27 protein-coding genes and 1 pseudogene are annotated in these 25,400 nt (G+C 63.1%); 2 read left to right on the top strand and 26 right to left on the bottom strand.

All coding sequences use genetic code 11. The annotated features are described in order from the left end of the window. The 18 genes and pseudogenes from NHF53_RS14420 to NHF53_RS14505 all read right to left on the bottom strand — a co-directional run. Window positions 1-831: recombinase family protein (locus NHF53_RS14420; protein WP_252834747.1), on the bottom strand; the 831-nt coding region annotated here is incomplete at its 3' end. Window positions 832-1,011: 180 nt separating this feature from the next. Next, window positions 1,012-1,350, bottom strand: a complete 339-nt coding sequence (locus tag NHF53_RS14425; protein WP_252834748.1) for a hypothetical protein — start codon at window positions 1,348-1,350, stop codon at window positions 1,012-1,014. Window positions 1,351-1,744: 394 nt separating this feature from the next. Beyond that, a complete protein-coding gene (locus tag NHF53_RS14430; protein WP_252834749.1) occupies window positions 1,745-1,996 on the bottom strand; it encodes a hypothetical protein in 252 nt (83 codons plus the stop codon). Window positions 1,997-2,224: 228 nt separating this feature from the next. Then, a pseudogene (locus NHF53_RS24310) lies at window positions 2,225-2,413 on the bottom strand (PfkB family carbohydrate kinase); the annotation flags it as partial. Between the two features lie 24 nt (window positions 2,414-2,437). Next, window positions 2,438-2,677 carry a hypothetical protein gene (locus tag NHF53_RS14440; RefSeq protein WP_252834751.1) on the bottom strand — a complete coding sequence of 80 codons (240 nt, stop codon included), beginning with the start codon at window positions 2,675-2,677 and terminating at the stop codon, window positions 2,438-2,440. Further along, window positions 2,670-4,034, bottom strand: coding sequence for an amidase (locus NHF53_RS14445; protein WP_374591118.1), 1,365 nt, complete (start codon window positions 4,032-4,034; stop codon window positions 2,670-2,672). Before NHF53_RS14445 ends, NHF53_RS14440 begins: the two co-directional genes overlap by 8 nt. A gap of 15 nt (window positions 4,035-4,049) precedes the next feature. Further along, on the bottom strand, window positions 4,050-5,270 hold the full coding sequence (locus NHF53_RS14450) for a PotD/PotF family extracellular solute-binding protein (RefSeq protein ID WP_374591120.1): 1,221 nt from the start codon (window positions 5,268-5,270) through the stop codon (window positions 4,050-4,052). 9 nt (window positions 5,271-5,279) lie between these two features. Further along, window positions 5,280-6,347, bottom strand: coding sequence for a GTP-binding protein (locus NHF53_RS14455; RefSeq protein ID WP_252834984.1), 1,068 nt, complete (start codon window positions 6,345-6,347; stop codon window positions 5,280-5,282). Beyond that, the gene (locus NHF53_RS14460) at window positions 6,331-6,663 is read right to left on the bottom strand and encodes a hypothetical protein (protein ID WP_252834753.1); all 333 of its coding nucleotides are present in this window, start codon (window positions 6,661-6,663) and stop codon (window positions 6,331-6,333) included. The genes NHF53_RS14455 and NHF53_RS14460 overlap by 17 nt, the downstream gene beginning before the upstream one ends. 71 nt (window positions 6,664-6,734) lie before the next feature. After that, complete coding sequence (locus NHF53_RS14465; RefSeq protein WP_148658129.1) at window positions 6,735-7,616, bottom strand: polysaccharide deacetylase; 882 nt, start codon at window positions 7,614-7,616, stop codon at window positions 6,735-6,737. 43 nt (window positions 7,617-7,659) lie between these two features. Continuing rightward, window positions 7,660-8,769, bottom strand: coding sequence for an ABC transporter ATP-binding protein (locus NHF53_RS14470; RefSeq protein ID WP_252834754.1), 1,110 nt, complete (start codon window positions 8,767-8,769; stop codon window positions 7,660-7,662). A 91-nt stretch (window positions 8,770-8,860) separates the two neighbouring features. Beyond that, entirely contained in the window at window positions 8,861-10,093 is a 1,233-nt protein-coding gene (locus NHF53_RS14475) for a PotD/PotF family extracellular solute-binding protein (RefSeq protein WP_252834755.1), read from the bottom strand. Window positions 10,094-10,195: 102 nt separating this feature from the next. Next, the gene (locus NHF53_RS14480; RefSeq protein WP_252834756.1) at window positions 10,196-10,963 is read right to left on the bottom strand and encodes an SDR family NAD(P)-dependent oxidoreductase; all 768 of its coding nucleotides are present in this window, start codon (window positions 10,961-10,963) and stop codon (window positions 10,196-10,198) included. 12 nt (window positions 10,964-10,975) lie between these two features. Continuing rightward, window positions 10,976-11,734, bottom strand: coding sequence for an SDR family NAD(P)-dependent oxidoreductase (locus NHF53_RS14485; RefSeq protein ID WP_252834757.1), 759 nt, complete (start codon window positions 11,732-11,734; stop codon window positions 10,976-10,978). Further along, a complete protein-coding gene (locus tag NHF53_RS14490) occupies window positions 11,734-12,579 on the bottom strand; it encodes an ABC transporter permease (protein WP_252834758.1) in 846 nt (281 codons plus the stop codon). The genes NHF53_RS14485 and NHF53_RS14490 overlap by 1 nt, the downstream gene beginning before the upstream one ends. Window positions 12,580-12,581: 2 nt before the next feature. Continuing rightward, window positions 12,582-13,472: an ABC transporter permease gene (locus tag NHF53_RS14495; protein ID WP_129332898.1), complete on the bottom strand. Its 891-nt coding sequence runs from the start codon at window positions 13,470-13,472 to the stop codon at window positions 12,582-12,584. A 47-nt stretch (window positions 13,473-13,519) separates the two neighbouring features. Further along, window positions 13,520-14,593: an ABC transporter ATP-binding protein gene (locus NHF53_RS14500; RefSeq protein WP_252834759.1), complete on the bottom strand. Its 1,074-nt coding sequence runs from the start codon at window positions 14,591-14,593 to the stop codon at window positions 13,520-13,522. A 116-nt stretch (window positions 14,594-14,709) separates the two neighbouring features. Further along, complete coding sequence (locus NHF53_RS14505) at window positions 14,710-15,048, bottom strand: hypothetical protein (RefSeq protein ID WP_252834760.1); 339 nt, start codon at window positions 15,046-15,048, stop codon at window positions 14,710-14,712. Between the two features lie 113 nt (window positions 15,049-15,161). Between NHF53_RS14505 and NHF53_RS14510 the strand changes: the two genes are divergently transcribed. Further along, the gene (locus NHF53_RS14510; RefSeq protein ID WP_129332901.1) at window positions 15,162-16,175 is read left to right on the top strand and encodes a GntR family transcriptional regulator; all 1,014 of its coding nucleotides are present in this window, start codon (window positions 15,162-15,164) and stop codon (window positions 16,173-16,175) included. Between the two features lie 462 nt (window positions 16,176-16,637). On the opposite strand, the gene NHF53_RS14515 is transcribed toward NHF53_RS14510, so the two are convergent. Genes NHF53_RS14515 through NHF53_RS14525 form a run of 3 tightly spaced genes read right to left on the bottom strand, consistent with a single transcriptional unit; the run spans window position 16,638 to window position 19,754 of the window. Next, window positions 16,638-17,612, bottom strand: coding sequence for an IS5 family transposase (locus NHF53_RS14515; RefSeq protein WP_252834761.1), 975 nt, complete (start codon window positions 17,610-17,612; stop codon window positions 16,638-16,640). 56 nt (window positions 17,613-17,668) lie between these two features. Continuing rightward, window positions 17,669-18,181 carry a flavin reductase gene (locus NHF53_RS14520; protein WP_252834762.1) on the bottom strand — a complete coding sequence of 171 codons (513 nt, stop codon included), beginning with the start codon at window positions 18,179-18,181 and terminating at the stop codon, window positions 17,669-17,671. A gap of 10 nt (window positions 18,182-18,191) precedes the next feature. Then, entirely contained in the window at window positions 18,192-19,754 is a 1,563-nt protein-coding gene (locus tag NHF53_RS14525) for a 4-hydroxyphenylacetate 3-hydroxylase family protein (RefSeq protein WP_252834763.1), read from the bottom strand. Window positions 19,755-19,848: 94 nt separating this feature from the next. Between NHF53_RS14525 and NHF53_RS14530 the strand changes: the two genes are divergently transcribed. After that, complete coding sequence (locus NHF53_RS14530) at window positions 19,849-20,799, top strand: helix-turn-helix domain-containing protein (RefSeq protein ID WP_252834764.1); 951 nt, start codon at window positions 19,849-19,851, stop codon at window positions 20,797-20,799. Here NHF53_RS14530 and NHF53_RS14535 read toward each other — a convergent pair. The 5 genes from NHF53_RS14535 to NHF53_RS14555 are packed head-to-tail and all read right to left on the bottom strand — an operon-like array spanning window position 20,787 to window position 25,375. Next, a complete protein-coding gene (locus NHF53_RS14535) occupies window positions 20,787-21,494 on the bottom strand; it encodes an ABC transporter ATP-binding protein (RefSeq protein WP_252834765.1) in 708 nt (235 codons plus the stop codon). The two genes, NHF53_RS14530 and NHF53_RS14535, sit on opposite strands and share 13 nt — an antisense overlap. Next, window positions 21,494-22,207, bottom strand: a complete 714-nt coding sequence (locus NHF53_RS14540) for an ABC transporter ATP-binding protein (protein WP_252834766.1) — start codon at window positions 22,205-22,207, stop codon at window positions 21,494-21,496. Before NHF53_RS14540 ends, NHF53_RS14535 begins: the two co-directional genes overlap by 1 nt. Beyond that, complete coding sequence (locus NHF53_RS14545; protein ID WP_252834767.1) at window positions 22,204-23,226, bottom strand: branched-chain amino acid ABC transporter permease; 1,023 nt, start codon at window positions 23,224-23,226, stop codon at window positions 22,204-22,206. The genes NHF53_RS14540 and NHF53_RS14545 overlap by 4 nt, the downstream gene beginning before the upstream one ends. 4 nt (window positions 23,227-23,230) lie before the next feature. Beyond that, window positions 23,231-24,106 (bottom strand): branched-chain amino acid ABC transporter permease, encoded by an 876-nt coding sequence (locus NHF53_RS14550; protein ID WP_252834768.1) that lies wholly within the window; start codon window positions 24,104-24,106, stop codon window positions 23,231-23,233. 12 nt (window positions 24,107-24,118) lie between these two features. Continuing rightward, complete coding sequence (locus NHF53_RS14555; protein WP_252834769.1) at window positions 24,119-25,375, bottom strand: ABC transporter substrate-binding protein; 1,257 nt, start codon at window positions 25,373-25,375, stop codon at window positions 24,119-24,121. Between the last annotated feature and the right edge of the window lie 25 nt (window positions 25,376-25,400).

Below are 25,400 nucleotides of genomic sequence, written 5' to 3' on the forward strand. Positions count from 1 at the left end.
CGCGATGATACGCAAATGCGGCGCTTCAACGACCTGCCACTGATCCGGAGGATTGGGCCGCGAAATCCTCTTGCCGGTGTCTGGATCTTTCATCATTTGAAGACGATTGAACACCAGCAATCCGACGTAGGCTTCGTTGTAGAGCATTCCACTGCGGCGCTTCAGAGTTCCGTTGATGGTCGACGCGGCCCACTCGCCGCCGAAAGGCGACGGAATGCCGTCGCGGTTGAGGGCGGCAGCAATCGTGCGACCGGAACGCCCCGACGCGAACTCACTGAAGATCCGACGCACCACGTCCGCCTGTTCAGGATCGATCTCGCGAAGCCCCCTGATCGGTTCGCCCCGCTCGTCGAATTTCCGCACCACGCGGTAGCCGTATGACAAGCCACCGGCGGAAAAGCCTTTCGTCACGCGGCCGATCTGGCCACGCCGTATTTTTGCAGCCAGATCTCGGAGAAAGAGCGCGTTCATCGTGCCCTTCAGCCCGACATGCAGCTCATCGATTTGTCCCTCGCTCAACGTCACGATTGTCACACCGGCGAACCGCAGTCGCTTGAACAAGCCCGCTATGTCTTCCTGATCCCTGGACAGTCGGTCGAGCGCCTCCGCGACGACGACCTCGAACTGTCCCGATTGGGCGTCAGTAACAAGCTGTCTGATGCCCGGGCGGAGGAGCATGCTCGCTCCGGATACCGCGGCATCCGAATATGTTTCGGCGAAGTCCCATCCTTCCCTCAGAACGCGCTCACGGCACAATCGCAATTGGTCCTCGATCGAGGCCTCCCTCTGGTTATCCGAGGAATAGCGGGCGTAGAGGGCAGCACGAGTCATCGGCATGTCTCCTTGTTGAGTCTCGTCTTCAGCGTTCATGGGCATCCAGCAACGCGCTGTATTTACGTAAGAGACGGGCGCGGGACGCGCCACCACGTCAGCGGCATGCCCTTGAGGGGACGGCTTTGTTCTGGCCGACGTCAGTGGAACGAGGCAAAGGCCTCAGTCGGCTCCGACGCATCAGTCGACGGGATTGGCTCGCCCGGCCCCGACCTGCGGCTCGGTGATCACCTCGACGACTTCCCGCAAGCGGATGAAGTCGCCGAGCCGGCCGTCAAGATCGTTGAAAAGGGAGGCGAGCGCCTTTGGCGTCAGCGGCACAGTCTCCATCCGGACAATCCTCATGTCCGGAAGCGGGTCGCTACGGTTTTTCTCCGCAAGCAATTTCCGGCGAAAGGTCACGACATCCCGCCGCGCCGTATCCTGCGTATCGTAGAAACGGCGGCTGGTCCTCGTAAGGTCGTCGCCGTAAACATAGGTGTAGAAACTGCAACTCGATGCCTGCTGTGTATCCGACATGACGGTTTCCCCTTTGCAATGGCAAGGGGTCGCGGATGCTGGTCGCATAGGGAAACGGGGCTGTCTGCCCTCGTGTCGTTCGATCGGCTTCCTGGGAGCATTCGCGGTTCGCCCCCGCGTCCATGCTCAATGACCCCTGGTGATCGGGGAGTTCGAAACCGTCACGAAACGGCCCTGTAGCCTTTAGCCGGAGGCCTGTTGCATACGCCACAGGCTCCCCGACCATAAGGTCAACGAGTACGATGCCATATCAGCTGGCATCAGCTTTCGTGAGGGGTTTCGACGCCCCAAGGCAGCGCGTATCTGCCTCAAGCGGAATCCTAGTCGCAAACCGGACGACGGTGCAAGGCGTTTGGCACACAATCCAATAGCGAGGGTTGCGATCGCTCTCTCGTCAATCACCGTCGCCGTCCGCCTCCGGACCACGATTGTCGTTGGTCGCGGCGCGGCGCTTGTAGTCTTCACGCGCCAACTGCCGGCCAATCAGGCGCGCGATATCAGACACGAGGCGATTAGGCCCTTCAGGGGCTAACACGGCTTTCGTGTCAGTACTGGGGCCGGGGTTGGTCTTGCCCCCGGGGTTCGGGACCCCTTCGCCGCTTGCGGGCGTCATATCCCTTTCCATTCGCTCCTCTTCACGATCCATTTCGCACCTGCATCTGTGTCGTGCCGGCCATCAAAGACCGTCGAAACACCGGTGGGAAGGGAGAACTTCCCCTGCATCGTACGGCCGACAAGCGCGTGCGGAAAAGACTTGTAAGATGCGCCAATCGTTACGATGCCTACAGGAACGGTAGCGATCTGCGGCAAGGGATCCTCGCCGGGCGGAAGTCTCCCCGATCAAGAACGCTGCAAAGAGCCTCGCCGCGCGCCTTCACGTGCCGTGAGGCGTGCTTACCAGCGCGGCGGTGGCCCGGTTCGCCGAAACCAGCGCCGAACGGATATCCTTTCCACACGCAAGATCAGCCGCGAGGACACCTGTGAACTCGTCGCCCGCGCCGCGGGTGCTCACCAGTCTTGCCTTGACCGCCTCAACTGAAAATTCTTCGCCTTTCTTCGTCGCATGCCACCCCTTGCCCGCCCGCCGTCACGACAACGACGGGGACCGGCCGGCCAGCTGCTTGGCTGCACCAAGCGCTCCCGCCAAGGTATCGATCACCGGGACCTGGGCCAGTTGTTCGGCCTCGATGGCGTTTACGACGATCACATCGACGATCTGCCCGTGATCGTCCGACAACGTCCGCGCCGTTGCCGCATTGAGCACGAGCTGACCTCCGGCGGCTTTCATCGCCCGGGCGGCCGAGACGCTTATGATATCGTCAGCCACGTACCGTTTCCTCCGCCGCGACTGCGATCGACAGGAGATGTTCGTCAGTGTTCGGCAGGCCTGAAAGCAGGCAGCCGACGGGCATGCCGGCGTCGCCCGTGCCGCAGGGGATGGAAACGCCGCACCAGTCGAGGAAATTGCCGATCTGGGTGTTGCGCAGCGTCTTGCCGTTGGCCGCGAAGAAGGCCGCATCGTCGGTGAGAAGGCTTTCGATGGTCGGCGCGACATGGGGGAGCGTCGGGGAAACGAGGATATCTCCCGGTGCAACTGAGCGGGCCATTTCCGCGATCATGCGCTGGCGGACCTGAAGGATATGGATGTAGTCGGGGGCGGTGATCTTCTGGCCAGTCAGCGAGCGCGAGACGACGCGCGGGTCCATGCCGCGGGCGTCCTCGCCGTGCAGCCGCTCGCCATGCAGCGCATAGGCTTCGGCCGTGACGAGGGCGCCCCTTTCGGTGATCATTTCGAAGAGTTGCGCAAAGATCGGGAAGGCCTGCCGGCGGATGCGCGCGCCGGCCCTGGAAAGCCTTTCGAGCGTGGCTTCGAAGGCCATGGCGACACCGTCCTCGATGCCGTCGAAGAAGACGGTTTCCGGCACGACGAGCGACTGTCCCTCAAGCGTTCCCCTGATGACCTCGGAGGATGTCCGCCCGCGCATGGCGGCATCGACCCAGACCGCGTCCTGCACGGTGTGGCAGAGGGGTCCGAGCGCATCGAGGTTGGTTGCGAGCGGAAATACGCCGTCCATGGCGTAGCGCCCGCGGGTTCCCTTGTAGCCGACGATGCCGTTGAAAGCCGCGGGGATGCGGATCGATCCGCCCGTATCCGTGCCCATGGCGACCGGCACGAGGCCTGCGGCGACGGAAACGCCGGCCCCCGAGGAGGAGCCGCCGGGAACGCGGGGAACGTCGGTGGAGGCGGGGTTCTTCGGCGTGCCGTAATGCGGGTTGATGCCGATGCCCGAAAAGGCGAATTCGCTCATATTAGTGCGGCCGACGGCGATCATGCCGGCCTGTTTCAGCGTGGTGACGATGGCGGCATCCGTGGTTGCCGGCGGGTTCTTTGCCAGCACCGTCGATCCCGCCGTGGTGGTGAGGCCTTCCATGTCGAAAAGGTCTTTCCAGGCGACCGGGATGCCGTCGAGAATGCCGAGCGAACGGCCCTCGGCAAGCCGCTTTGCAGACTGGTCCGCCTCGGCGAGAGCCCTTTCAGGCGTCAGTACGGTGAAGATCGACTGGTCCGCATGGGTGCGGATACCATCCAGCGTCTCCTCGGCAAGCGCGCGCGGATCGAGCGCGCCCGTCTGGATAAGTGCGGAAAGCTGCGCGACCGATTTGCCAAGATGCCCCATATCCATGCCCTTTTTTCAAGCTTATCGACCGACGAGCTGCATCCAGCGCCGGACGAGATAGTTATGTTCGTCCATCGTGGTGTTCCACACCGCGATGGAGTTGGCTCTTTGCCAGTAGGAACCGCCGCTGCGCAGCGAGCCCGCCCGAATGCGGATGCCGCCGTCCGGGCCGGGCAGATCCTCGGTCGCGGGACGGCCGGCATACCAGTAGTTCCACTCGGCGTCGCTCATGTAGCTGCGCGAGCGCTCCGGCGTCGAAATGTAATAGCCCTGCCGGGCGACCACCGCACCCGGCCAGCCGGAAAGCCACCAGTTGAGATAGTCGTAGGCCGCATCGAGCGTTCGCCCGACAAGCTGGCGCGAAAGGCAGAGGCCGCCATGCCAGGCGCGGTATCCCTCGGCCGGCACGGCCTGATCGACCGGCAGGCCCTGTCCCTGCAGGATCGTCGTGCCCGTCGACCACATGCTCTGGATTTCCGTCTCGTGCCGTATCATCAGCTGCGCCGCTTCTTCCGCCGTGCGCCAGAAGGCGCGGAAGAAGCCGCAGCGCTTCTTTTCGGCGAGAAGATCGATCAGCCGGTCGATTTCCGCGACCGTCATGTTGCCGATGTTTTCAAAGCGCATCAGCCCGGCGGATTGGGCGGCGAGCGCTGCATCGAAAATGCCGATGGCCGGTTCGTCCACCAGCGCCACCCGCCCGGCCCAGCGCTCGTCGAACAGGCTCGCCCAGCTTTCCACCTCGGAGGGCGCCTTCACCAGATCCGTGCGATAGGCGAAACTGTCGAAGTTATGGTGGGTCGGCAGCATGGAGATGCGCGAGGTCGGGGTCTCGCCGAGCTCGAGGTTCGGCTGCACGAAGAGCTTCTTCACCGGCGCGTCGCCCTGCCCGAGCCGCGCATTCGGCGCGATGCGGCCGGTCTTGGTGAGGTCGGTGATTTCGTCCCACAGCGCGATGCGGTTGATGTCGATCGGCTGGATCGCCCGCCAGTACCAGACGATATCGAGATTGTGGAAGCACTGGTCGTAGATGTCGTAGCCGCCGGGATCCTGCGCCGCCTTGTACTGGGTCGTCAGGAAGTCGTTGTTGTCGAAGGCGATTTCGATGCCGAGGTCCTTTTCCGCGCCGACGCGCAGCTCTTCCAGCAGCGAGATTGCCGTGCCGAGCACTCGAAGCTTCGGCCGGCCGGCCGTTGCCAGCGCGGGCGTGGCGAGTTGGGACATCGCAGATCTGGATTTTCTCATGCGCGCGGACTACCGGTTCTGGCTCATTATCGGCGTCGGGCCATGGGCGGGTTCGGATGAGACGACCGCAAACGCTTCGAAGGACCGTTTCAACAATTTCGGATCGAGACCGTCAACAATAAAGACGATGTGGGAACGGCGATCCTCCGAGGGCCAGCCCCCCATGTGGACCGGGGTGTGCACCAGGTGCTGGACGCCGTGGATGGCGACCGGCCTCTCCTCTCCGGCAATGTTGAGGATGCCCTTCACCCGAAGCACCCGGTCGCCATGGCGGTTGAGCAGCATGGTGAGCCAGATGCCGAAGGCGGTCCAGTCGATGGCGTGGTCGATGGTGACGACGAAGGAGCGGAAGGCGGCGCTGTGGGCCTCGCCGCTCGCCGTCACCAGTTCGCGGCTGCCCTCGCAGTAAAAGCCGCTTATCGATTGCAGGCCGTTGCCACGGGTGGTGTCGGAGGAGCCGACGAGGGCGGCGACCGAGAGATCCTCGTCATGCACGTCGATCACGGTCGCAGCGGGGTTGAGCTGGCGCAGGCGTTTTTCAAGGGCCTCGGCGGCCTCCGCGCCGGCGAGATCGGTCTTCGTCAGCACCAGCCAGTCAGCGATGGCCGCCTGACGGTTGGATTCCACGTAGACGTCGAGATTGCCTTCGCCGTTGACCGCATCGACTGTCGTGATGACGTTTCCGGGTTTGAAGTGATGCCGTAGCACCGGATCGGCCTTGATGGTGGAAAGCGTGGGGAAGGGATCGGCCAGGCCCGTGCTTTCGATCATCACCCGCGAGAAGACGGGGATCAGGCCGCGTTCGCGGCGCGAATGCAGGTCCCGCAGGGCGTCGACCAGTTCGCCGCGCACGGTGCAGCAGATGCAGCCGGATTGCAGCAGCACCATGTTCTCGTCGATGCGCTCGACAAGATGATGGTCGAGCCCGGCCTCGCCGAACTCGTTGATGAGAACGGCGGTATCGGCGAGCGCCGGATCGGCGAGCATCCGGCGAAGCAGCGTGGTTTTGCCGGAGCCTAGGAAACCGGTCAACAAGTTGACAGCTGTAAACTGTGGAATCTCAAACACTTCGCTCAGTCTCCAGCCGGGTGACGAGACCCGGATCGAGAGGGTCGCAGGGCCGGCCGATCATGCGTTCGGCGGCGGGCCAGAGATGGCCGAGATCCTCGACCACTTCGCTCTTGCCGGTCTTGTTGGCAAGCACGAAGGAAGAGCCCTGCCAGTCGTGAAGCGTGAGGCCGTAGGCCGCAAGGATGCGGTTGGCGGCGGCGACGCGGTTCGCCCGTTCCCGGCGGCGATCGATCCGCTCGACATTGCGGGTGAAGACGCCGGGCCTTGCCGCCGCATCGGACCAGTGTTCCGCGCCGCCAAGGACGCCACAAAGCGAGCACATCCTGCTGCCTCCGGTTTGGGATGCGCCGGCCCTTTTAAAGGCCGGCGCGATTATACCTGTTGCCGCCGGGCTTACTTCTTGCGCGGGAAGCGCTTGGCGAAGTCGTCGGCGATTTCGTTCATGGTAACGAATTTCACGCCCGGATGCTTGCTCATGTGTGCGTAAAGACGTTCCAGCATCATCAGAACCTGCGGACGGCCGGCGACATCGGGATGGATGGTGATCGGGAAGACGGCGTAATCCATCTCGCGGTAGACCCAGTCGAACTGGTCGCGCCACATTTGCTCGATATCGCGCGGATTGACGAAGCCGTGGCTGTTCGGCGACTTCTTGATGAACATCATCGGCGGCAGGTCGTCGAGATACCAGCTTGCCGGGATTTCGATCAGGTCCGTCTCGACGCCGCGCTTCAGTGGGATCATCCAGTCGGACGGCTTCTTGGAATAGTCGATCTTGGTCCAGCTGTCGCCGACACGCACGTAATAGGGCGTGAAGTCGTTGTGCATCAGGGAGTGGTCGTACTTGATGCCGCGTTCCAGGAGCAACTCGTTGGTGACGTTGGAGAACTCCCACCACGGCGCGACGTAACCGGTCGGCCGCTTGCCCGAAAGCTGGGTGACGAGATCGATGCACTTGTCGAGGATCTCGATCTCCTGCTCGCGGGTCATGGCGATCGGGTTTTCGTGGCTGTAGCCGTGAATGCCGATTTCATGGCCGGCTTCCGCAACTGCCTTCATCTGCTCCGGGAAGGTCTCGATGGAGTGGCCGGGGATGAACCATGTGGTCTTGATGCCGAAGCGTTCGAAAAGCTTCAGGAGACGCATCGAGCCGACTTCGCCGGCAAACAGGCCGCGCGAGATGTCGTCCGGCGAATCCTCGCCGCCATAGGAGCCGAGCCAGCCGGCGACCGCATCGACGTCGATGCCGAAGCTGCAGAGAATTTCCTTTGCCATGTGAAGAACCTCCTGTGTCGTGTCTTCTGATTGGATGGGTGTGTCAGTGCGCCGGGATCACGGTTGCCTGCTCGGGGCTCCATGAGAGGATGACCTGAGAACCGATGGCGAAGGTGTCCGGGCGGTATTTTTCGACATGTCCTTCCAGCATGATGCTGCGATTGTCGGACAGGGAGACGTTGAGATGCGAGATGTGGCCGACCACGTCGAAACGGTCGATCCGTGCATCGATGAGATTACCGCCGAATTCGCGGGCGAGCCGGTCACGCCGGGCGGCGGCGGCGGGGAAAACCTCGATGGCCTCGGCGGGTACGACGAGGTTGATCGGCACACCACTGGCAAGCGCGATGGAAGACTTGCCAGTCAGCGTACCCGATGCCGTCTCGGCCACGGCCATGCCGCCCTCGCTGCCCTTGACTACGCCGGAGAACATCGTGTTGCGACCGACGAACTGCGCCACGAAGGGGGTATCGGGCCGGGTGTAGAGCTGGTGCGGCGGACTGATCTGCTCGACGCGGCCCTGGTTCATCACCACCACCCGGTCCGAAAGCGCCAGCGCCTCCGACTGGGCATGGGTGACGAAGATGAAGGTGACACCTAGGTTCTTCTGCAGGAGCTTCAGCTCGTTCTGGATCGCCTTGCGCAGGTTGGCGTCGAGCGCGCCGAGCGGTTCGTCGAGAAGCAGGATATCCGGCTCGACCACGAGGCCGCGGGCAAGCGCGATGCGCTGGCGCTGGCCGCCGGAAAGACGTTCGGGCTTGCGGTCGGCGATGTCCTCGAGACCAAGGGTAGCGAGGATGCGGTCCACCTTGGCATCCATTTCCGCCTTGGGCAGGCCCTTGACCGCAAGGCCGTAGCCGACATTGCGGCGCACGGTCATATGCGGAAACAGCGCGTAGTTCTGGAAGATCGTTGAGGTTGGCCGGCGTTGCGCGGGCACGTCGTTCATGCGCACGCCCTTGATCATCATGTCCCCGGACGAGATGCTCTCGAAACCGGCGATCATGCGCAGCGTCGTCGTCTTGCCGCAGCCGGAAGGACCGAGAAACGCGATGAACTCGCCCTTGGTCACGGCCAGATCGAATTCGGCAACCGCGGTGGTGCCGTTGTCGTACACCTTGCCGACCTTCATCAGTTCGAGGTCGTAAATCATCGCAGACTCCGTAGCTTTCCTAATGCCCCTGATGCCAATGGGGTTCCGGCGCCCGCCTTCGCCGGGGTGAGCGAAGGCGGGCGTCAGACGGTTACGCGTTGAGGAATTCGTCCCACTTCTGGACGAGATGGTCGTATTCATCCGGCCACTGGTGCCAGTAGGCGACGTTGCTTGCGCGTTCCTCCAGCGAACCGCCATCACGAAGGTCGCCTTCGTTGATGCCGCGTTCGGGTGCGCCGACCCACGGCTTGCCCTCGTACCAGAAGGCATACTTGTCGGGGTCCATGACGTTCTTGATGTTGGTCGAGGGCGAGTAGTAGCCCTGCTCGGAGACGGTGATGCCTGGTTCGCCCGAGAGCCAGTAGTCGGCATAGGCGATGACGGCTTCCTTGTTGGTGGAGCCGGCAATCATCGCCGGGCCGATGGCCCAGCCGCGATAGCCTTCCTTCGGAACCGCGTACTTGGCGGGCTTGCCCTGTGCCTTGACGGCCATGACGGCAGGCTGCCATGCGTCGCAGACGACCATTTCGCCGGATGCCATGAAGTTGACGAGTTCACCGAAATCACCCCAGAGAGCGCGGAACTGGCCTTCCTTCTTCTTCGACACCAGGAACTTCGCGGCTTCGTCGATCTGGTCCGCCGAGGGATTGCCGGGGTTCTTGACGTCGGAAAGGCCGAGCGAGTTCATCGCCATGATGGCCTGGCCGAAGGCGATCAGCGGGTCGGTGTTGAGGCCGGACTTGCCCTTCCACTTCGGATCGAAGATGCAGGCCCAGGTATTGGCTTCTTCCGCCGTGACGACATCGGGATTGTAGCCGATGGAATCGTAGTTGTAGACGGCGGGAACCATGTTCAGCATGGTTTGGCCTTCGTCGGCCCAGATCTGGCCGACGATCTGGGACTTCAGGTCCCACTTGTCGCTCGGCTTGGTGAAGGTGTCGCGGATGTTCGCCCAGTTCTTTAGCGATGCAGCCGGCAGGGTCTCGACATTGTCGGTCATGACGATCGACGGCAGGCGCTCGGCAATGATTTCCCAGCAATCATAGTCCTTCGAACCGGACAGGATCTTGGTCTGGGCGTCGGGATAGGTGGCTGCGGTGCCCGAGGTCGAGCCGACGCCGGAGGCCTTCTTGAATTCCTCCAGGATGCGTTCCTGAACGGTGACCGAAAGGCCGATGGTGCGCAGCTGCTGGCTGGCGAGATCGCCGGCGGCGGCAAAGGCGGCGCGCGACGACAGGAAGGGCGTGCCGCCACCCATCGCCAGCGCGAAGGCGCCGGCAGAACGCTTCAGAAGCGAACGGCGGTTCATTTCCATGATGGACATGTCTCTTCTCTCCAATTCTTGATTGTTCCCCGAAGCCCGGTCGCGCCGAGACCCCGCTTGTCTTCTCTTCCGTTCCGGCGGTTGTCTCCGCCGGAAACCGGTTCAGTAGCGCCCCACCAGGAGGCCCCCATCCACGACCAGCACCTGGCCGGTCATGTATCTCGCGCCGTGCGACGCCAGAAAGGTGATGACGTCGGCGATGTCTTCGGCCTCGCCGAGACGGCCCATCGGTATGAATTCGGCCGCCTTTTCCGCGCCGGCCGGGCCGAGCGAGTTCTCTTCCGACAGAAGCTGGGCGGTGCGGATGTAGCCGGGCGCGATGCCGTTGACGCGCACGCCATCGCGGGCAAGCTCGACGGCGAGCGCCCTGACCAGTCCGACGACGCCGGCCTTGGCGGTCGAATAATGGACATGCTCGTCCCAGCCATAGGCGACGCCCATGATCGAGGAGAGCGCGACGATCGAACCCGACTTGCGGGTGCGCATGGCAGGCGCTGCCGCCCGCACGAGGCGGAAGATGCCCTTGAGGTCGATATCGAGGGTGAGGTCCCACTTCTCGTCGGTCAGCTCGGCAAGCGGCGTGCGATGCGCGATGCCGGCATTGGCGACGATGATGTCGATCGGGCCGAGACGGGCCTCGACATCGGCGACGATGGCGTCTGCGGCTTCCTTTGCGCCGACGTCGTAGCGGATGAACTCCGCCGAGCCGCCGGCATCGACGATTTCGGAAACGACGGCATTGCCTTCCTTCTCGAGAATGTCGGTGACGACGACATGATCGCCGAGAGCGGCAAAGGCCTTTGCGGTGCCCCGGCCAATGCCGATGCCGGCTCCGGTGACGAGGACGATGCGATTCTTGCTGCTGGACATGTTATCTGTTCCTCAAAGCATGACGTCGCCCGAATTGGGCCCAAGGGTCTGGCCGACGAACAGGCTCGCTGCGTCGGAAGCGAGGAAGGCGACGGTTGCGGCCACTTCCTCCGGTTCGCCGAAGCGGCCGAGCGGCAGTTCCGAACGCTTGCGGGCGCGCCAGTCGTCGGAAAGCTCCATGACGAGGGGAGTGTTGATCGGACCGGGCGCCACCGCATTGACCCGCACGCCGCGGCTCGATACCTCGCGCGCCAGTGCCTTTGTCATGCCGATGATCGCGGCCTTCGCGCCGGAATAGTGGACGAGTTCGATGCCGCCGATCTGGCCGAGCTGAGAGGCGATGTTGACGATGACGCCATGGCCGGCGGCGAGCATGGCCGGCAGCACGGCGCTGGTCATCAGGAAGTTGCCCCTGACATGCACCGCGAACATGCGGTCGAAATCGGCGACCTTGAGGTTTTCGAACAGCGCCTGATGGGCAATGCCGGCATTGTTGACCATAAGCCCGACCTCGCCATGGGTCGCGACCGCTGCGGCGTGGATTGCCGCGACATCCGCCTCGGTGGAGACATCGCCGGCAAAGCCCCTGGCAAGACCGCCGCTGTTGCGGATGCCGGCGGCGACCGCTTCGGCCCGTTCGGCGGAGAGATCGTTGACCAGCACGGCATAACCGTCGGCAGCGAGCCGTTCGGCAATCGCCTTGCCAATGCCGGAACCGGCGCCCGTGACGATGGCGGAGACGGGCTTATGGGCGGAGTTTTCTGCGGACATCATGCGTCTTCCTGAACGGCGATGCGCTTGGCGCGGCGGACGGAGAGACCCATCAGGATCGCGTAGACCGACAGAAGCGCGAAGGAGAAGAGGGTGGTCAGCACGCCGAAGGCGAAGACGTTCGGATGCACTTCCACGGAGAATGTACCGTAGATGGCGAGCGGCAGGGTGAGATCGCGGCCAGAGGCGAAGAGCGTGCGCGAGAACTCGTCATAGGACAGCGTGAAGGCGAACAGCATGGCCGAAAGCACGCCAGGGAAGATCAGCGGGAAGGTGATCTTGCGGAAGGTGCGCGCCGGGCTGACCCCGAGCGACCATGCGGCTTCCTCGACGCTCGGATCGAAGCGGTTGAAGATCGCCAGCATGACCAGGAAGGCGAAGGGGAAGGTATAGACGACGTGCAGCACGAAGGCGGTCGTCCACCAGTGGCGGTCGATGCCGAAGGTGTTGGCGACGAGCGCCATGCCGAGGCCGACGAGCACGCCCGGCACCATCATGCCGAGAACGATCAGGTAGAAGACCACGCCCGAGCCGCGGAACTTGCGACGGAAGGCCTGGGCCGACATCACGCCCAGCACGGTGGAGACAACCGTGGTCATCAGCGCCAGCGCCATCGAGCGGATGAGCGCCTGGTCGATGGGCAGCGGCGCGATGCGCGATGGCGGCGTGAGCCCGAACAGATGCTTGTACCAGTAGGTCGACCATTCGATGATCGGGAACTGCGGACCGCCTTCCGGTCCCGCCTGGAAGGACAGGATGGCCAGCACCACGAGCGGGCCGTAGAGGAAGACGATGAAGAGGGTCGTATAGACCGCAAGGCCGAATTTGATGCCGCCTGCGTTCATGATCAGAGTTCCTTCTTGAGATCGACGACCCGGAGCAGGGCGGCCACGACCGCGCCCATCAGCACGGTGAGCACGACGCCAGCCACGGCGGCGAAGGCCCATTTGAGCGATCCGACCTGGGTGACGATGATATTGCCGAGCAGGTTGACCTTGCGGCCGGAGAGCGCAGCGGAAGTGGCGAACTCGCCAAGCACCATGACGGAGACGAAGATCGCGCCGACCACCACGCCCGGCATGGACAGCGGCAGGATGATGGTGCGGAAGATGCGCCAGAAGCTCGCGCCGAGATCTTCCGCTGCCTCGATGATCGAGGGATCGATACGGCCGAGCATGAAGGCGATCGGGCCGACCATGAAGACGCAGTAGATCTGCGTCATGCCGATGACCACTGACAGTTCGGAAAACAGCAGAACCTCGATCGGCTGGGTGATGATGCCGATCTTCATCAGGATCATGTTGATCGCGCCTTCCTTGCCGAGCATCGGGCGCCAGGCGAGAACGCGGATCAGGAAGGAGGTCCAGAACGGGATGACACACAGCACCAGCAGCACGGTGGAAAGCGTCTTGTTCTTGATGAAAAGCCCGACAAAGAGCGCTGCGGGATAGCCGACGAGCACGGTGGCCAAGAGAACCGTCAGCCAGATCCGGACGGTCGTCCACAGCGCGCCGAGATAGGTGTCGCTGGTGAAGAAGGTGATCCAGCTCTGCAGCGTCAGTTTCGGCTCGATCTTGAAGGTGGTCTGCGTCCAGAACGATACGTAGAGCATCATCAGCATGGGCAGCACGAGGAACAGCACCATCCAGATGACGCCGGGGGCGAGAAGCCACTGGCCCCTGGCAGGTTTGAGCGTGACCGTTGAGCTTTCGCTCGAGGTTTCAGTTATGGCGGTCATGGGTCGAACTTTCCGGGAGGATGGGCAGGGTACGGGCGGTCGGGACGTCACGCGTAAACAATGGCGTCGTCCTTCTTCCAGATGAGGCTGTAACGGCCATGCGGCTCGTAGCTTTCGGGCGCGGCGTGGCTGAGATGGGTCTCCACCTCGAAGACCTTGCCGTCGTCGAGCGTGAAGAAGGAGGTGATCGCCGATCCCGTGTATTCGCTGGCGAGGAAGGCACCCTCGATAGCGATTTCGCCTTCGCCGGCGGGCGTGCCGGCCGGACGGATGGCGATGCGGTCGTAACGGATGGCATAGGCCTGCTGCGCGCAGGGCTGCAGGGTGGCGCCGACCGGAAAGACACCGGCGGCGGTCTTGAAGCCCGCTCCCTCGATGACGCCGGAAAAGATGTTGTAACAGTTGAAGAAGCGGGCGACCGCGGGCGAGACCGGATGATTGTAGACGGTATCGGAATCGCCCTGCTGGGCGATCTTCCTGCCGTCCAGCACCAGAACCGTATCGCCCATGGCCAGCGCTTCCGTCTCGCTGCCGGTGACATGCAGGAAGGTGACGCCGCAGCGTTCGCGGATCGAGCGAAGCTCGCTGCGCATGCGCATGCGCAGGTTCGCATCGAGCGCGCCGAGCGGCTCGTCGAGCAGAACCATCTTCGGTTCGGTGACAAGCGTGCGGGCGAGCGCCACGCGCTGCTTCTGGCCGCCGGAGATCTGCGTGACCGCGCGCTCTTCCAGCCCCGTCAGGCCGACCAGCGCGATCATGTCGCGCACCTTTCGGCGCACGATCCGAGGATCCGTGACCGGATTGTTTTTCCGGTTCTCCAGCCCGAAGGCGATGTTCTTCTCGACCGTCAGATGCGGGAACAGCGCGAAATTCTGGAAGACGAAGCCGATTTCGCGCTCATAGGGCGCAACGCCGCCGATATCCCGGCCGGCAAAGCGGATCGCGCCGCGTTCCGGGGTCTCGAAGCCGGCGATCACCCTGAGCAGGGTCGTCTTGCCGGCACCCGACGGCCCGAGCAGCGACACATAGCTGTCGTCGGGCAGGGAAAGGTCGATGCCGTCGAGTGCCACGGAATCGCCGTAGGACTTCACGACATTCGAAAGTTGCAGCACTGTCGACACTGTTTTTTCCGCCAGTTCAGGGCACGGCTGTCCGTTCGCCGATACGGCCCCAGAACGCCAATTGCGTTGTTCAGGGCGCGTGGAAGCGCTTGCGCCAAGGGCATGGCGCATCGGGTTCAGGACTGTTCCGTGGCGTTTAAATGGTCCACCTCGCCGCGCTTCTTGTCCGGCGCGATCGTTGCGAAAACTATGACATCAATGATTTTTGTATGCAATACTCTTTTTGTGATTTTGCATTCGTTTTGCCTCTGACGGGTGAGCCGGTCATTTGTGACTGCAATGCGGATGCCTGCCGGCTGACGCAAGGGCGCGCCGGCAGCCGCGCAGAGCCTGAATATCAGGACATTGCGCGTGGAAATCCGGAATTTCGGCCATCCGCAACCAATGCGGGATAGCGTCGCATTATTTCTCTGCCCGCCGAGGACGGTCCGCTTGACCTCTGCGACAAGGATCATAAATTCACATTTTGCATTCAATAGTCATTTTATGAAAATCTGGCGCGGCGAATGGAAAATGCCGTAAACAAATCATCCGCTTCGTCGCTCCATCATGAAGGCTTTCCGGGTCCATGGCTGAAAACCGCAAGGGACAAAACGCACAACGCCGGTATGAAATCGCCGAGGATGTGCTCAGAACGAACATCGCCGAAGGCGTGCTGCCGGTCGGCCTCGTGCTGCTCGAGGGGCCGATCGCCGAGATCCTCCAGACCTCCCGCGCGCCGGTGCAGCGCGCCCTGCAGACGCTGGAGGCGGAAGGCCTCGTGCATCGCTTCAAGGGGCGCGGCTATCTCGTCGGTCCGGGCAGCGACGAACCGGAACCCAACCGCACCGACATCAAGACGCTCGGGCTGATCATTCCCCAGCATGCCGACGAGGCCTTGCAGAACCGCGCCTCGTGGGAGCGTATCTACAATATCGTCGAGCGGGACGTCGCCGGCTGCGTCGTTTTCGGGCAGTACCGCATCATCGAGACTGAGCTTGCCGATCATTTCAACGTCAGCCGTACCGTGGTTCGCGATGTGCTGACGCGCCTGCGCGAGCGCGGCCTGGTGCGCAAGAACGCCTCCTCGCACTGGATCGCCGGGCCGCTCACCGCGCAGACGGTCAAGGATCATTTCGTGCTGCGCGGCATTCTGGAGCCTCAGGCGCTGATCGCGTCGGCTCCCCATATCGACCGCGCCGCACTGACCGCGCTTTTCGGCCGGCTGAGCACACTGGAAGGCCGACACACGCTGGATTTCCTGAAAGACCCCTCCGATATCCAGACGCTGTTCATCGACACCTGCGTCCTGGCGACGCCGAACGAGAAGCTGCAGGAACTGATCCGCAACAATCTCCTGCCGGTTACCGCCATCGAGCGGCTGCTCGGTCTTCTCGGTCTGCCGGGCGATCCGATCATCATCACGGAACTGAGGATGATCGTCGAGCTTCTGATGCGCGGCGCGACTGCGGCTGCGGCCTCCATGCTTCAGACGCATCTGGAGGCCTCGGTCAATCGCACTATTGCCCAGATGAAGATCGTGGCGATTATTCCAAGCCCAAGTGCGACCGCCGATTACCTGACGCGCGTGATAGAGGAGTGAGCAGACAGCGCGAGAGCGGTGGCTTTCGCCTTGAATGCAGGGCTATGCTTGCGGCGGGTGGTTCCTTCATCATGGCTCCTGTTCCTCGGCACGCTGCCGTCTTCAAAAGCCGAAGGATCCTTACCTCAACTGTTCAATTTTCCCGACCCAACTCTCATTGTCCGGGCCAGGCGACTTGTCCCAACCGCTCACCATAGTCAGTCCTCCTGGCGGCTCTGGCGTGCACCTTCATGCTCCAGGCCCATTCCAGCGAATGATGCAAAGGCCTCCACCGCCTCAGGCAACGGGATCGGCCTGCCCTGCCCGCATCCGCGGATCGGTGATCACCTCGACCAATTCCCGCGATCGCCTCTTATGAGACCTGTGCGCGGGTTGGCGTACGGCTTTGAAAAGCGATAGATTTCGGCAGCTTCTCGGCTTGCCACCGCTCGATCACTGTGTTGGGCAAGATAGCGGGGGCTCTTAGGCCGCCGTCGTGAGAATATTCATGGTGCGCTTGAGGTTGTAGGCGATGGCAGTGAGGTGGACTTGGGCGGCGGCTTTGGCGAGACCTCGCCATCGCATTCGGCGAAGGTCGTAGCATCGTTTCCATGTTCCGAAGATCTTCTCGATCCGGCCCCGCACGCGATGGATCGGTTGATTCCATTGGTGGAGCCATGCCTGGGCTTCCCCTTCGGTGCACGCCCAGACGCTGGTCGCGACAATGCGGGGAATGCCGCCTTTGGCCCGCACGGCATCGCGAAAATGATTGCCGCGATAAGCGCTGTCGGCGAACACCTCGCCGGGATTGTCGGGCAAGGCTTCCGGGCCTGCCTTGCCGTCATTGATATTGGCGGATGTGACCGAGACTTCCTCGACCAGCGCTGTATCGGCATCGGCGCCAACGTGGGCCTTGAAGCCGTGAACAGCCCGTTTTCCCTTGTGTTTTACCCAGCGTGCATCGTCATCGCCCTCACTGGCAGACGCGATGATGGTGGCATCGACCAGTGTTCCGGTCTTGACCGTCACCGCCTTTGATTTGAGCTGCATGGTCACGGTTTCAAACAGCGCCCGGTCAAGCTTGTGCGCCACGAGCAGCCTGCGAAATCGGACGAAGGCGGTCCGCTCAGGCGTCGCTTCATTCGCGGAAAAGCCGCAGAAGCGGCGAAAGGAGGCTCGATCGTCGAGCGCTTCGGCAAGCTTCACATCGGACAGATCGTACCAGATCGACAGGAGCAGAGCCCTGAACATCGCCAGCGGCGGCCAGGCCGGCTCGCCCTTGGTAGCCGGATAGAGCGGATCGAGCAGTTCCGCGACCTGGCTCCAGTCGATCAGCGAGACCAGCACGTCGAGCGATGAAGCCGCCCGCTCGCGCCCGGCAAAACCAAACTGTTCCTGTCCGATCGAACGTTGTGCCACCTGCCGCTCTCCTTCTGGGAAAGCCCATAGAATCAGCAATCAACCGCCCTGTCTACGCCAACCCGCGCACAGGTCTCCTAGGCAATACTACGGAGCTATCCTCCGTAGCTTCCAGCCTCTGTTGGCACGTGCACGTAGTGCCGATCGAAATAGAGCAGTGCGTGTCCGTCACGACGGCACCTTATGTCTACCACTTCGCCAATGAAGATATTGTGCGTTCCGACTGGACGGGCCTCGGCCAACCGGCAATCGAAGGAAACGATGGCATCCACGAGCGCCTGATTGCCGGAAGGGAGATTGGTCCAGTCGGCCGCGGCGTAACGTGCCTCCATGTCACTTTGCTGACCGGCGAAGAGACCCGCCAGATCGCGGTGTTCCTGGGTCAGGACATTGACGCAGAACTGGCGGTTCTCGACGAAGAGACCGGCCTGCGACGACCGGGAATTCATGCAGACGAGCAGCGTCGGTGGCTCGTCGGTCACCGAACACATGGCGGTGGCGGTGAACCCGCCGCGCCCGGCGGGTCCGTTGGTGGTGATCACGTTGACCGGGGCGCAGACCCTGGCCATCGCATTGCGAAACTCGGTCTTCGAAACGGAGAGCGTCATAACCGTCCTCCTACTCTGCCGCATCGCGCAAGGCACGCAGGTCGTCCTGCGGCGGCATCCAGGTATCGCCGGTCCAGCCGTTCTCGTCGTAATCGGCCATGCACTGGTCGACGAGAGCCTCCATTTCCTTCAGGCGGCCGCCCCGTTCGGCGCCCTTGAGAACCTGCAGGCGGACCTCTTCGGGCGCGCCGGCATAGTTCAGCTCGTAGAGCGCATGGCGCCCGCCGAACTCGGTGCCCGTCGCATCCCACAGGAGCTTCATGATCTTGATGCGCTCGATATGGCCCATGTCGTTCGAGCCACGGACATATTGCGCGAGGTAGCGGTTGATGTCCGGGTTCTGGAAGTCCTTCGCTGACGACGGTAGGTAGATCAGGCCGGAAGCCACGGTCCGCCGCACGATGTCGATAACCTTGGGATAGGCCTCGGACATGAAGGTACGGTAGCAGAGCGCCGCCTCGAGATTCGGCAGGACGGCACCATTGGCCCACGGGATCGGATTGTGCGCCATGGCATTGGAAAACGTCCAGAACTGGTGACGGATCGCGATGACCTCGCCCAGCATTGCCTGGTTGCCACGGAAGGCATCGCCGCCGGTGGCCCGGAGCGCCTTGGCGAGAAGCCCTGCCAGGAAATCCAGCTTCACGGCGAGACGGGTGCAACCCTGGAAGCAGTAGCCGTGCATGAAGCCGGACGCCGGGTGGAAGGACAGGATCTTCGCCGCGTCACGCAACACGAGCACGTCTTCCCAGGGCACGAAGACATTGTCGAGCACGAGGATGGCGTCATTCTCGTCGAAACGCGAGGAAAGCGGGTAGTCGAACGGCTGCCCGACCGAATTCGCGGTCTGTTCGTAGGAGACGCGGCAGAACATCTTGATGCCGGGAGCATTCATCGGGACGATGAACATGACGGAGAGAGACGGATCCTCGGTCACGGTCGCCGAACTCTGGGCAAGGAAGTTGTAGTGGGTCAGGGCCGAGGAAGTCGCCACGACCTTGGCACCCGAGACATAGATGCCGGCATCGGTCTCCTTGGTGATGTGGACGAACACGTCCTTGACCGCATCCGCGGGCTTGTGGCGGTCGATCGGCGGATTGACGATCGCATGGTTCATAAACAGCACGGATTCCTGGGCACGCTTGTGCCAGGCGAGCGCGTTGTCCTTGAACGGTCCGTACCAGTCGGCATTGGCGCCGAGCGTGTTCATCAGCGCCGCCTTGTAGTCGGCCGTGCGCCCCATCCAGCCATAGGACATGCGCGCCCAGTCGGCGATGGCTCCTTGCTGGGCGACCAGTTCTTCCGAGGACTTGGCGACGCGGAAATATTTATGCGTATAGCCCCCGGATCCGGTGTCGGTCGGCGAGGTCAGACGCGCCTTGGTCTTTTCGTCGTGCAACGCATCGTACATGCGCGCGATGGAGCGGGCCGAATTGCGCATCGAAGGATGCGTCGTGACGTCGGCGACGCGCTCGCCGTTGATGTAGACTTCACGGCCGTCTCGGAGGCTCGCGAGGTACTCCGCGCCGGTGAACGGGCGCGTGTTGTCTTTCCGATAATCTTCTGCACGCATGTGCGCTCCTCCCTTTAAATTCTGACAAACGTTAAATCCGGCGCCGGCTCCGGGCCATGGACAAAGAGCCCAATTCACTGGTACTTTTTCCGGCATGACAGACAGACACGACGTCCCCACCTATTTCGTTTACGGCGAACCGACCCGAGTGCTGGATGTTGGCTTCTTCCACGTGGAAGCGGTGATGGAGCGCAGAAACGTGCATTTTGGCCATGTTTCGCCGCACAAGCATCCACAAATGGGACAAATCACTTACTGGTTCAAAGGCGGCGGGACATATCGGATCGAAGATCACACTTGGAATTTTTCTGCTCCGACCGTCAGTTTCGTGCCATCGAGCGTCGTCCATGCCTTCGATGTCGAAGAGCATTCGGATGCCGTCGTGATCTCCATCTCCGACGACCAGCTTCGTTCGCTCGCCGCCAGCGTCGATCTGCCGCTCGACGCGCCTTGCCTTTTCGAAGGCAGCCCGGAGGATCCGGCCTGGATCCGTCTCGACCGCCTCTCCGAAATGGTCGTCGACGAATATCTCGGGACAACCTCGACCAGCCCCCGGCTGCTCGCGGGGCTGATCGGCGTCATGCTTTCCCAGATCGCCCGGTTGGGCGGCGGCAGCGACTTCACGGAGGCCTCCCCTTCGAAGCGGCTGGCGGCCAGTCTTCGCCGTGCGATCGACCTGCACTACCGCGAGGACTGGACCGTCGCGCGTTACGTGACGCTGCTTGCGACCACGCCGCACCTGCTCGACAAGGCGGCGCGGGAAACTTTCGGGCAATCCGTCAAGGAGATGCTGATGGAGCGTCGCCTGCTCGAGGCCAAGCGCCTGCTGATGTTCACCATCCGGTCGGTGGAAGACATCGCCCGCGAAATTGGCTTTGAAGATCCCGCCTACTTCTCCCGCTTCTTTCGCAAAAGAACGGGCATATCCCCAGCAGCCTGGCGGCAGGGCCGTATCGCTTCCCCCGAAGCAGACGACCGGAGCGCGCTGCCTCACCGCCAGACCTCCACCGAAGACCCCGCCAATCCCGAAATTCAGGCCAGATAGGCCTTGTGCAGGATGTCGGGTTCCGCGATCAGTCTCTGAGGCTCGCCGGAGTAGGCGAACCGCCCACGAGACATGACGATGGCGTGATCGGCCAGCGACAGGGCGACGGCGGTGAACTGCTCGATCAGCAGTATGCCCGTGCCTTCCCGGGCTAGCCTTTCCACCACGCCCATCAGCCGCTTGACGATCAGGGGCGCCAGTCCCAGGGACATCTCGTCGGCGAGCACGAATTTGGGCCGGCAGATCAGCGCCTGGCCGAGTGCCAGCATCTGTTGTTGCCCGCCGGACATGGACCCGGCGCGCTGGTTCTTCCGCTCCGCCAACTCGCCGAAGATCGAGTAGATTTCCTCGAGCGCCCGCTCGAGTTCGGCGCGGGAATGGGCATGCCCGGCCGTGCGCAGGTTGTCATCGACGGAAAGCCCAGCTAACACCCGGTGCCCCTCGGGAACGGCAGCCACACCGGCAGCCCGAACCGCCTCCGTCCCCAGACCGGAGAGACGCCGGCCACCGACGTGGACGGAGCCAGCCTCGAGCGGGAGCGCGCCGGCAAGGGCCAAGACGAGCGAACTCTTGCCCGCACCATTCGGCCCCAGCAGCGCCGTGACCGTTCCCGGTCGCAGACTCATCGACACATTGTCCACCACGCGCCTGACGCCTCGGCGGACGATCAGCCCCTCGATCTCAAGAGCCTGCATCACGCTTCCTCCATACCGAGATAGACCGCCCGCACCCTAGGATCGGCCAGCACCGAGGCCGTATCGCCATAGGTGACGAGCGAACCGAAATCGAGAACCATGGTACGGTGGCATGTAGCCTGGATCAGATCGACATCGTGATCAATCAGGAAGGTCCGAGCCCCGACCGTTTCGGAAATCCCATTGATGACGGACCGCAGCGTCGCGACCTCGCTCTGGGAGAAGCCGGCTCCCGGCTCGTCCAGCAGGATGAGTCTGGGCGAACCGGCCACGCAGCGCGCCAGCTCCGTCATGCGCCGTTCGAAGGCGTTAAGCCCGGCCACGGAGCGGCGGCGGACGGCGCTGATCCCCGTGAATTCCAGAGCCCTCGTCAGGGCATCCTCCGCCGCGCCGCGCGACAGAGGGAGAGAATCGAGCACGACCCTGACATTGTCTTCCACCGTCAGTTCGTCGACGGCCTGTTCCTTCTGAAAGGACCGACGTAGGCCCCATTGTGCCCTCTGATGGGGCTGAAATCCGGTGAGTTCCTGGCCAAAGGCACGGATTCGCCCGGCATTCGGCCTGACGAAGCCGGACAACACGTTGAGAAACGTCGTCTTGCCAGCGCCGTTCGGCCCGATGATGCCGACCACCGGCGCATCAAGCTGCACGGTGAGCCCGTTCAGCGCCGTGACACCACCGAAGGAGACGGTCACGCCATCGATCTCGATCATCTGGCACTCCCTCCGTTCGACTTGCCGAGCAACCGGGTCGCGAGATCCTCGATCTGGCCGGCGATGCCTCTGGGTGCGGTGGCGAGCGCGTGGATAAGGGCGGCACCGAAGATGATGTAGGCGGCATTGCCGTTGACGCCGAGATCGTTAAGCAAAGCTGGAACGAGGCGATAGAGTGCGGCTGCAATCAGAGCGCCCATGGGGCTCCAGGCCCCCCCGACGATCGTCAGGGCAAAGATCATCACCGACTCGGCGGCTGGAAAGCTGCGCGCGTCGAGCATCTGCAGATTGCCGGCGAGCAGCACGCCGGCGATCCCGGCAAGGAAGCCCGACAGGGCGAAGGCCCAGATCTTGTAGAAGGGAACATCGACCCCGGTGGACATCGCGGCCGCCTCGGAGCGCCGGATCAGCGCCCAGGCCCGGCCCGCCTTCCCGATCTCGTGCCAGTGAATGAGAGCCATGCCGAGCGCCGCAACCACGACGCAATAGGCATAGTAGCTCACATCACTGGAGGCGACGGCCGGACGCGGCATGTATCCGGCCGACTTCACGGCAAAACCGGACCATCCACCCCCGCCATTGGGAAACTGGATCACATTGACGATGATGGCGAAGGCGCCGGCGATCATGAGGGTAACAAGGGCCAGATAGAGCCCACGCATGCGCAGGGCCGGATAGGCGAACACCATGCCAAGGCACGCAGCGGCGACCCCGCCGGCCAGCATGTTGACCTCGAAGGGCGTGCCGAGACCATAGGCAAGCCTGAGTCCGACCCAGCCACCTGCCCCCATGAGAGCGACATGGGCCAGAGAGACCAGCCCGAGACGCCGATAGAGCAGCGCGATGGCGGCAGCGGTCAGCGTGTAGATCGCGACGCCCGTCAGGACCTTGAGCCAGAGGGAGGCCAGGAACAGCGGCGGCAGAAAGGCGAGAACCGCAACAAGGATGGCGAAACCGACCGGGCGGGAGCGCCAAAGGGCCGGGATAGGAGTGGAAACCGCCGGGGGATTCGATGCCATCATCTCAATCCTCTCCGGCGAACGTCAGCCGTCGGCCGCGCTGCAGCCACATCAGCGCCAGCGTCGCGATGACGAAGGGAGCGGCCACGCGGAATGGAGCAAGCGGCTTCACCAGGGTCAGCATGCTTTCGGTCACTCCGATCAGAAGTCCGGCCACGAAGGTGACCGGAATGGATTTCAGTCGTCCGATGATTGTGGTGGCGATCACCGGGATGACGAGAAAGGTGAGGACCGCCGGATCGAGCCGCACCAGTCCTCCGAAAAGCAGGCCGGTAAAACCGGCCAGCACACCCGAGATCCCCCAGGCGATGGCCTCGACGCGGCGAACCGGGACACCGAGGATGGCGGCGACATCGCGGCTGTCGGCGAGCGCCCGCATCAGCAGGCCCGTACGGGTTCTCGACAGATAGATCCCCATGGCGAGCGTGGCGATCACCCCGCCGGCAAGCGCGATCAGCCGGGTGCCGTTGATGCGGACCCCGATGATGGAAAGGCCGAGGCTGTCCGAGAACAAGCCGAGCTTGCGGGACGTCACCATCCAGACCAGGTTCATCAGGCCGAGCAGACATAGCGCGAAGCCGAGTGTTGCCACCGCCTTGATCACCGGTTCCCGGTGGGCGAGTTGCGGAGCGACCAGCAGACCAAAACCCAGAGAGAGAGCGAGGCTCACCCCCATCGCGGCCGCCCAGGCGAGAGGCTCCGGTAGGTGCCATTCCAGCACCTGCCAGGCCGTCATGGCGCCCACGGCGCCAATGGCGCCATAGGCGAAGTTGAGCACGCCGGTGGCGCGGTTCAGGATCACAAGCCCTACCCCGCCCAGCGCATAGAGGGCGCCGACGGCGAGCCCCGAGACGAGGAACATTCCATAGGCGCCCAGCATCCCCCAGCGACCTCAGTTCACGACACCGAGCGCCTTTTCATCGGCGCGATAAGGATCGAGATAGGCGCTGTCCACGTCCGTGCATTCGCCGACGACCTTGTAGCCACCCTCGACCGTCTGGACCATCATGTTGGCGTGGTTCGGCATATGGCGGTCGCCCGTGCCGACATAATAGGGACCGCACAACAGGTCGGAGCTGTAGTTCTTGATATTGCGGATCGCCTCGGTCACCGTCGCACGATCGAGCTTTGCCGGGTCCTGCTGCAGCATGGCGTCGACGAAGAAGCGGGCAGAGAGGTATCCGGCCTGGCTGAACGTGTCGCGCGGATCATCGGCACTGCCGTGAGCATCGAGAACGGCGCGCCAGTTGCTGGCATCGGGACCCGTCCCGTCGATTGGTGTCAGTTCGATGTTGACATGCATGACACCGGCCCAGTCTGCGCCGAGCATGGCCGGAACATCACGGTCATAAAGCGGCGTGGAGGAAATCCACTTGTAGCTGTCGCGCTGACCCGACTCGAGAGCCGCCTTCAGGAAGGCCGCAGCCATGCCTGCAGGCAGATTGACGAGCACCGTATCGGCCCCGGAGGCGACGGCTTCCAGGAAGGCCGAGTTCATGTCCGCCGCCGAGGGGTCGAGCAGCACGCTCGAACCTGCCAGGTTCTTCGACTGCATGTACTTCTCCGTCCAGCCGCAGGAATACGGACCGACGCTCGGAATGGTGAGACCGATGCACACGACATTGGTTGAGCCGAGGTTGGCGACCGCCCACTGGGCAGCCCCCACGGAAGACGGCAGCGGACCCTCGTTGGTGGAGACGATGTTCTTCGATTCGAAGCACTCGGCTACGGCGCAACCGGAGGCCATGGCCATCACGCCCTGTTCCTCGTAGAGCTTGGCATTGACGCCCATCTCCACGAAGGAAGCGTTGCCGACGAGGGCGACCACCTCTTCGTCCTTGACCAGCTTGGTCGCGACCTGCGCGGCGACTTCCGGATTCCACTGGTCGTCCTCGACGAGGTATTCGATCGGGCGGCCATTGATCCCGCCATTGGCGTTCACGCAGTCGAAATAGGCCTTAGCCGCCCGCGAAGCGGACGAGAAGTCGTCGGGGCCTGTCCGGCCGACGATGGTGCCGACCTTGATCGGTTCGCCGGTCGCCGCCTGACCGTTGTTCAAGCCGCAACTCGGCGCGGCGGCGGCGGAGCCCGCCGATGCCAGGAACAGTGCGGCAATGGCGGCGGAGCCGCACAGAAGATGCGATTTCATGTTTTCCTCCCAATGTGAGCCGGAA

The organism is Ciceribacter sp. RN22 (genome assembly GCF_024054295.1).
GTDB classification, from domain to species: domain Bacteria; phylum Pseudomonadota; class Alphaproteobacteria; order Rhizobiales; family Rhizobiaceae; genus Allorhizobium; species Allorhizobium lividum.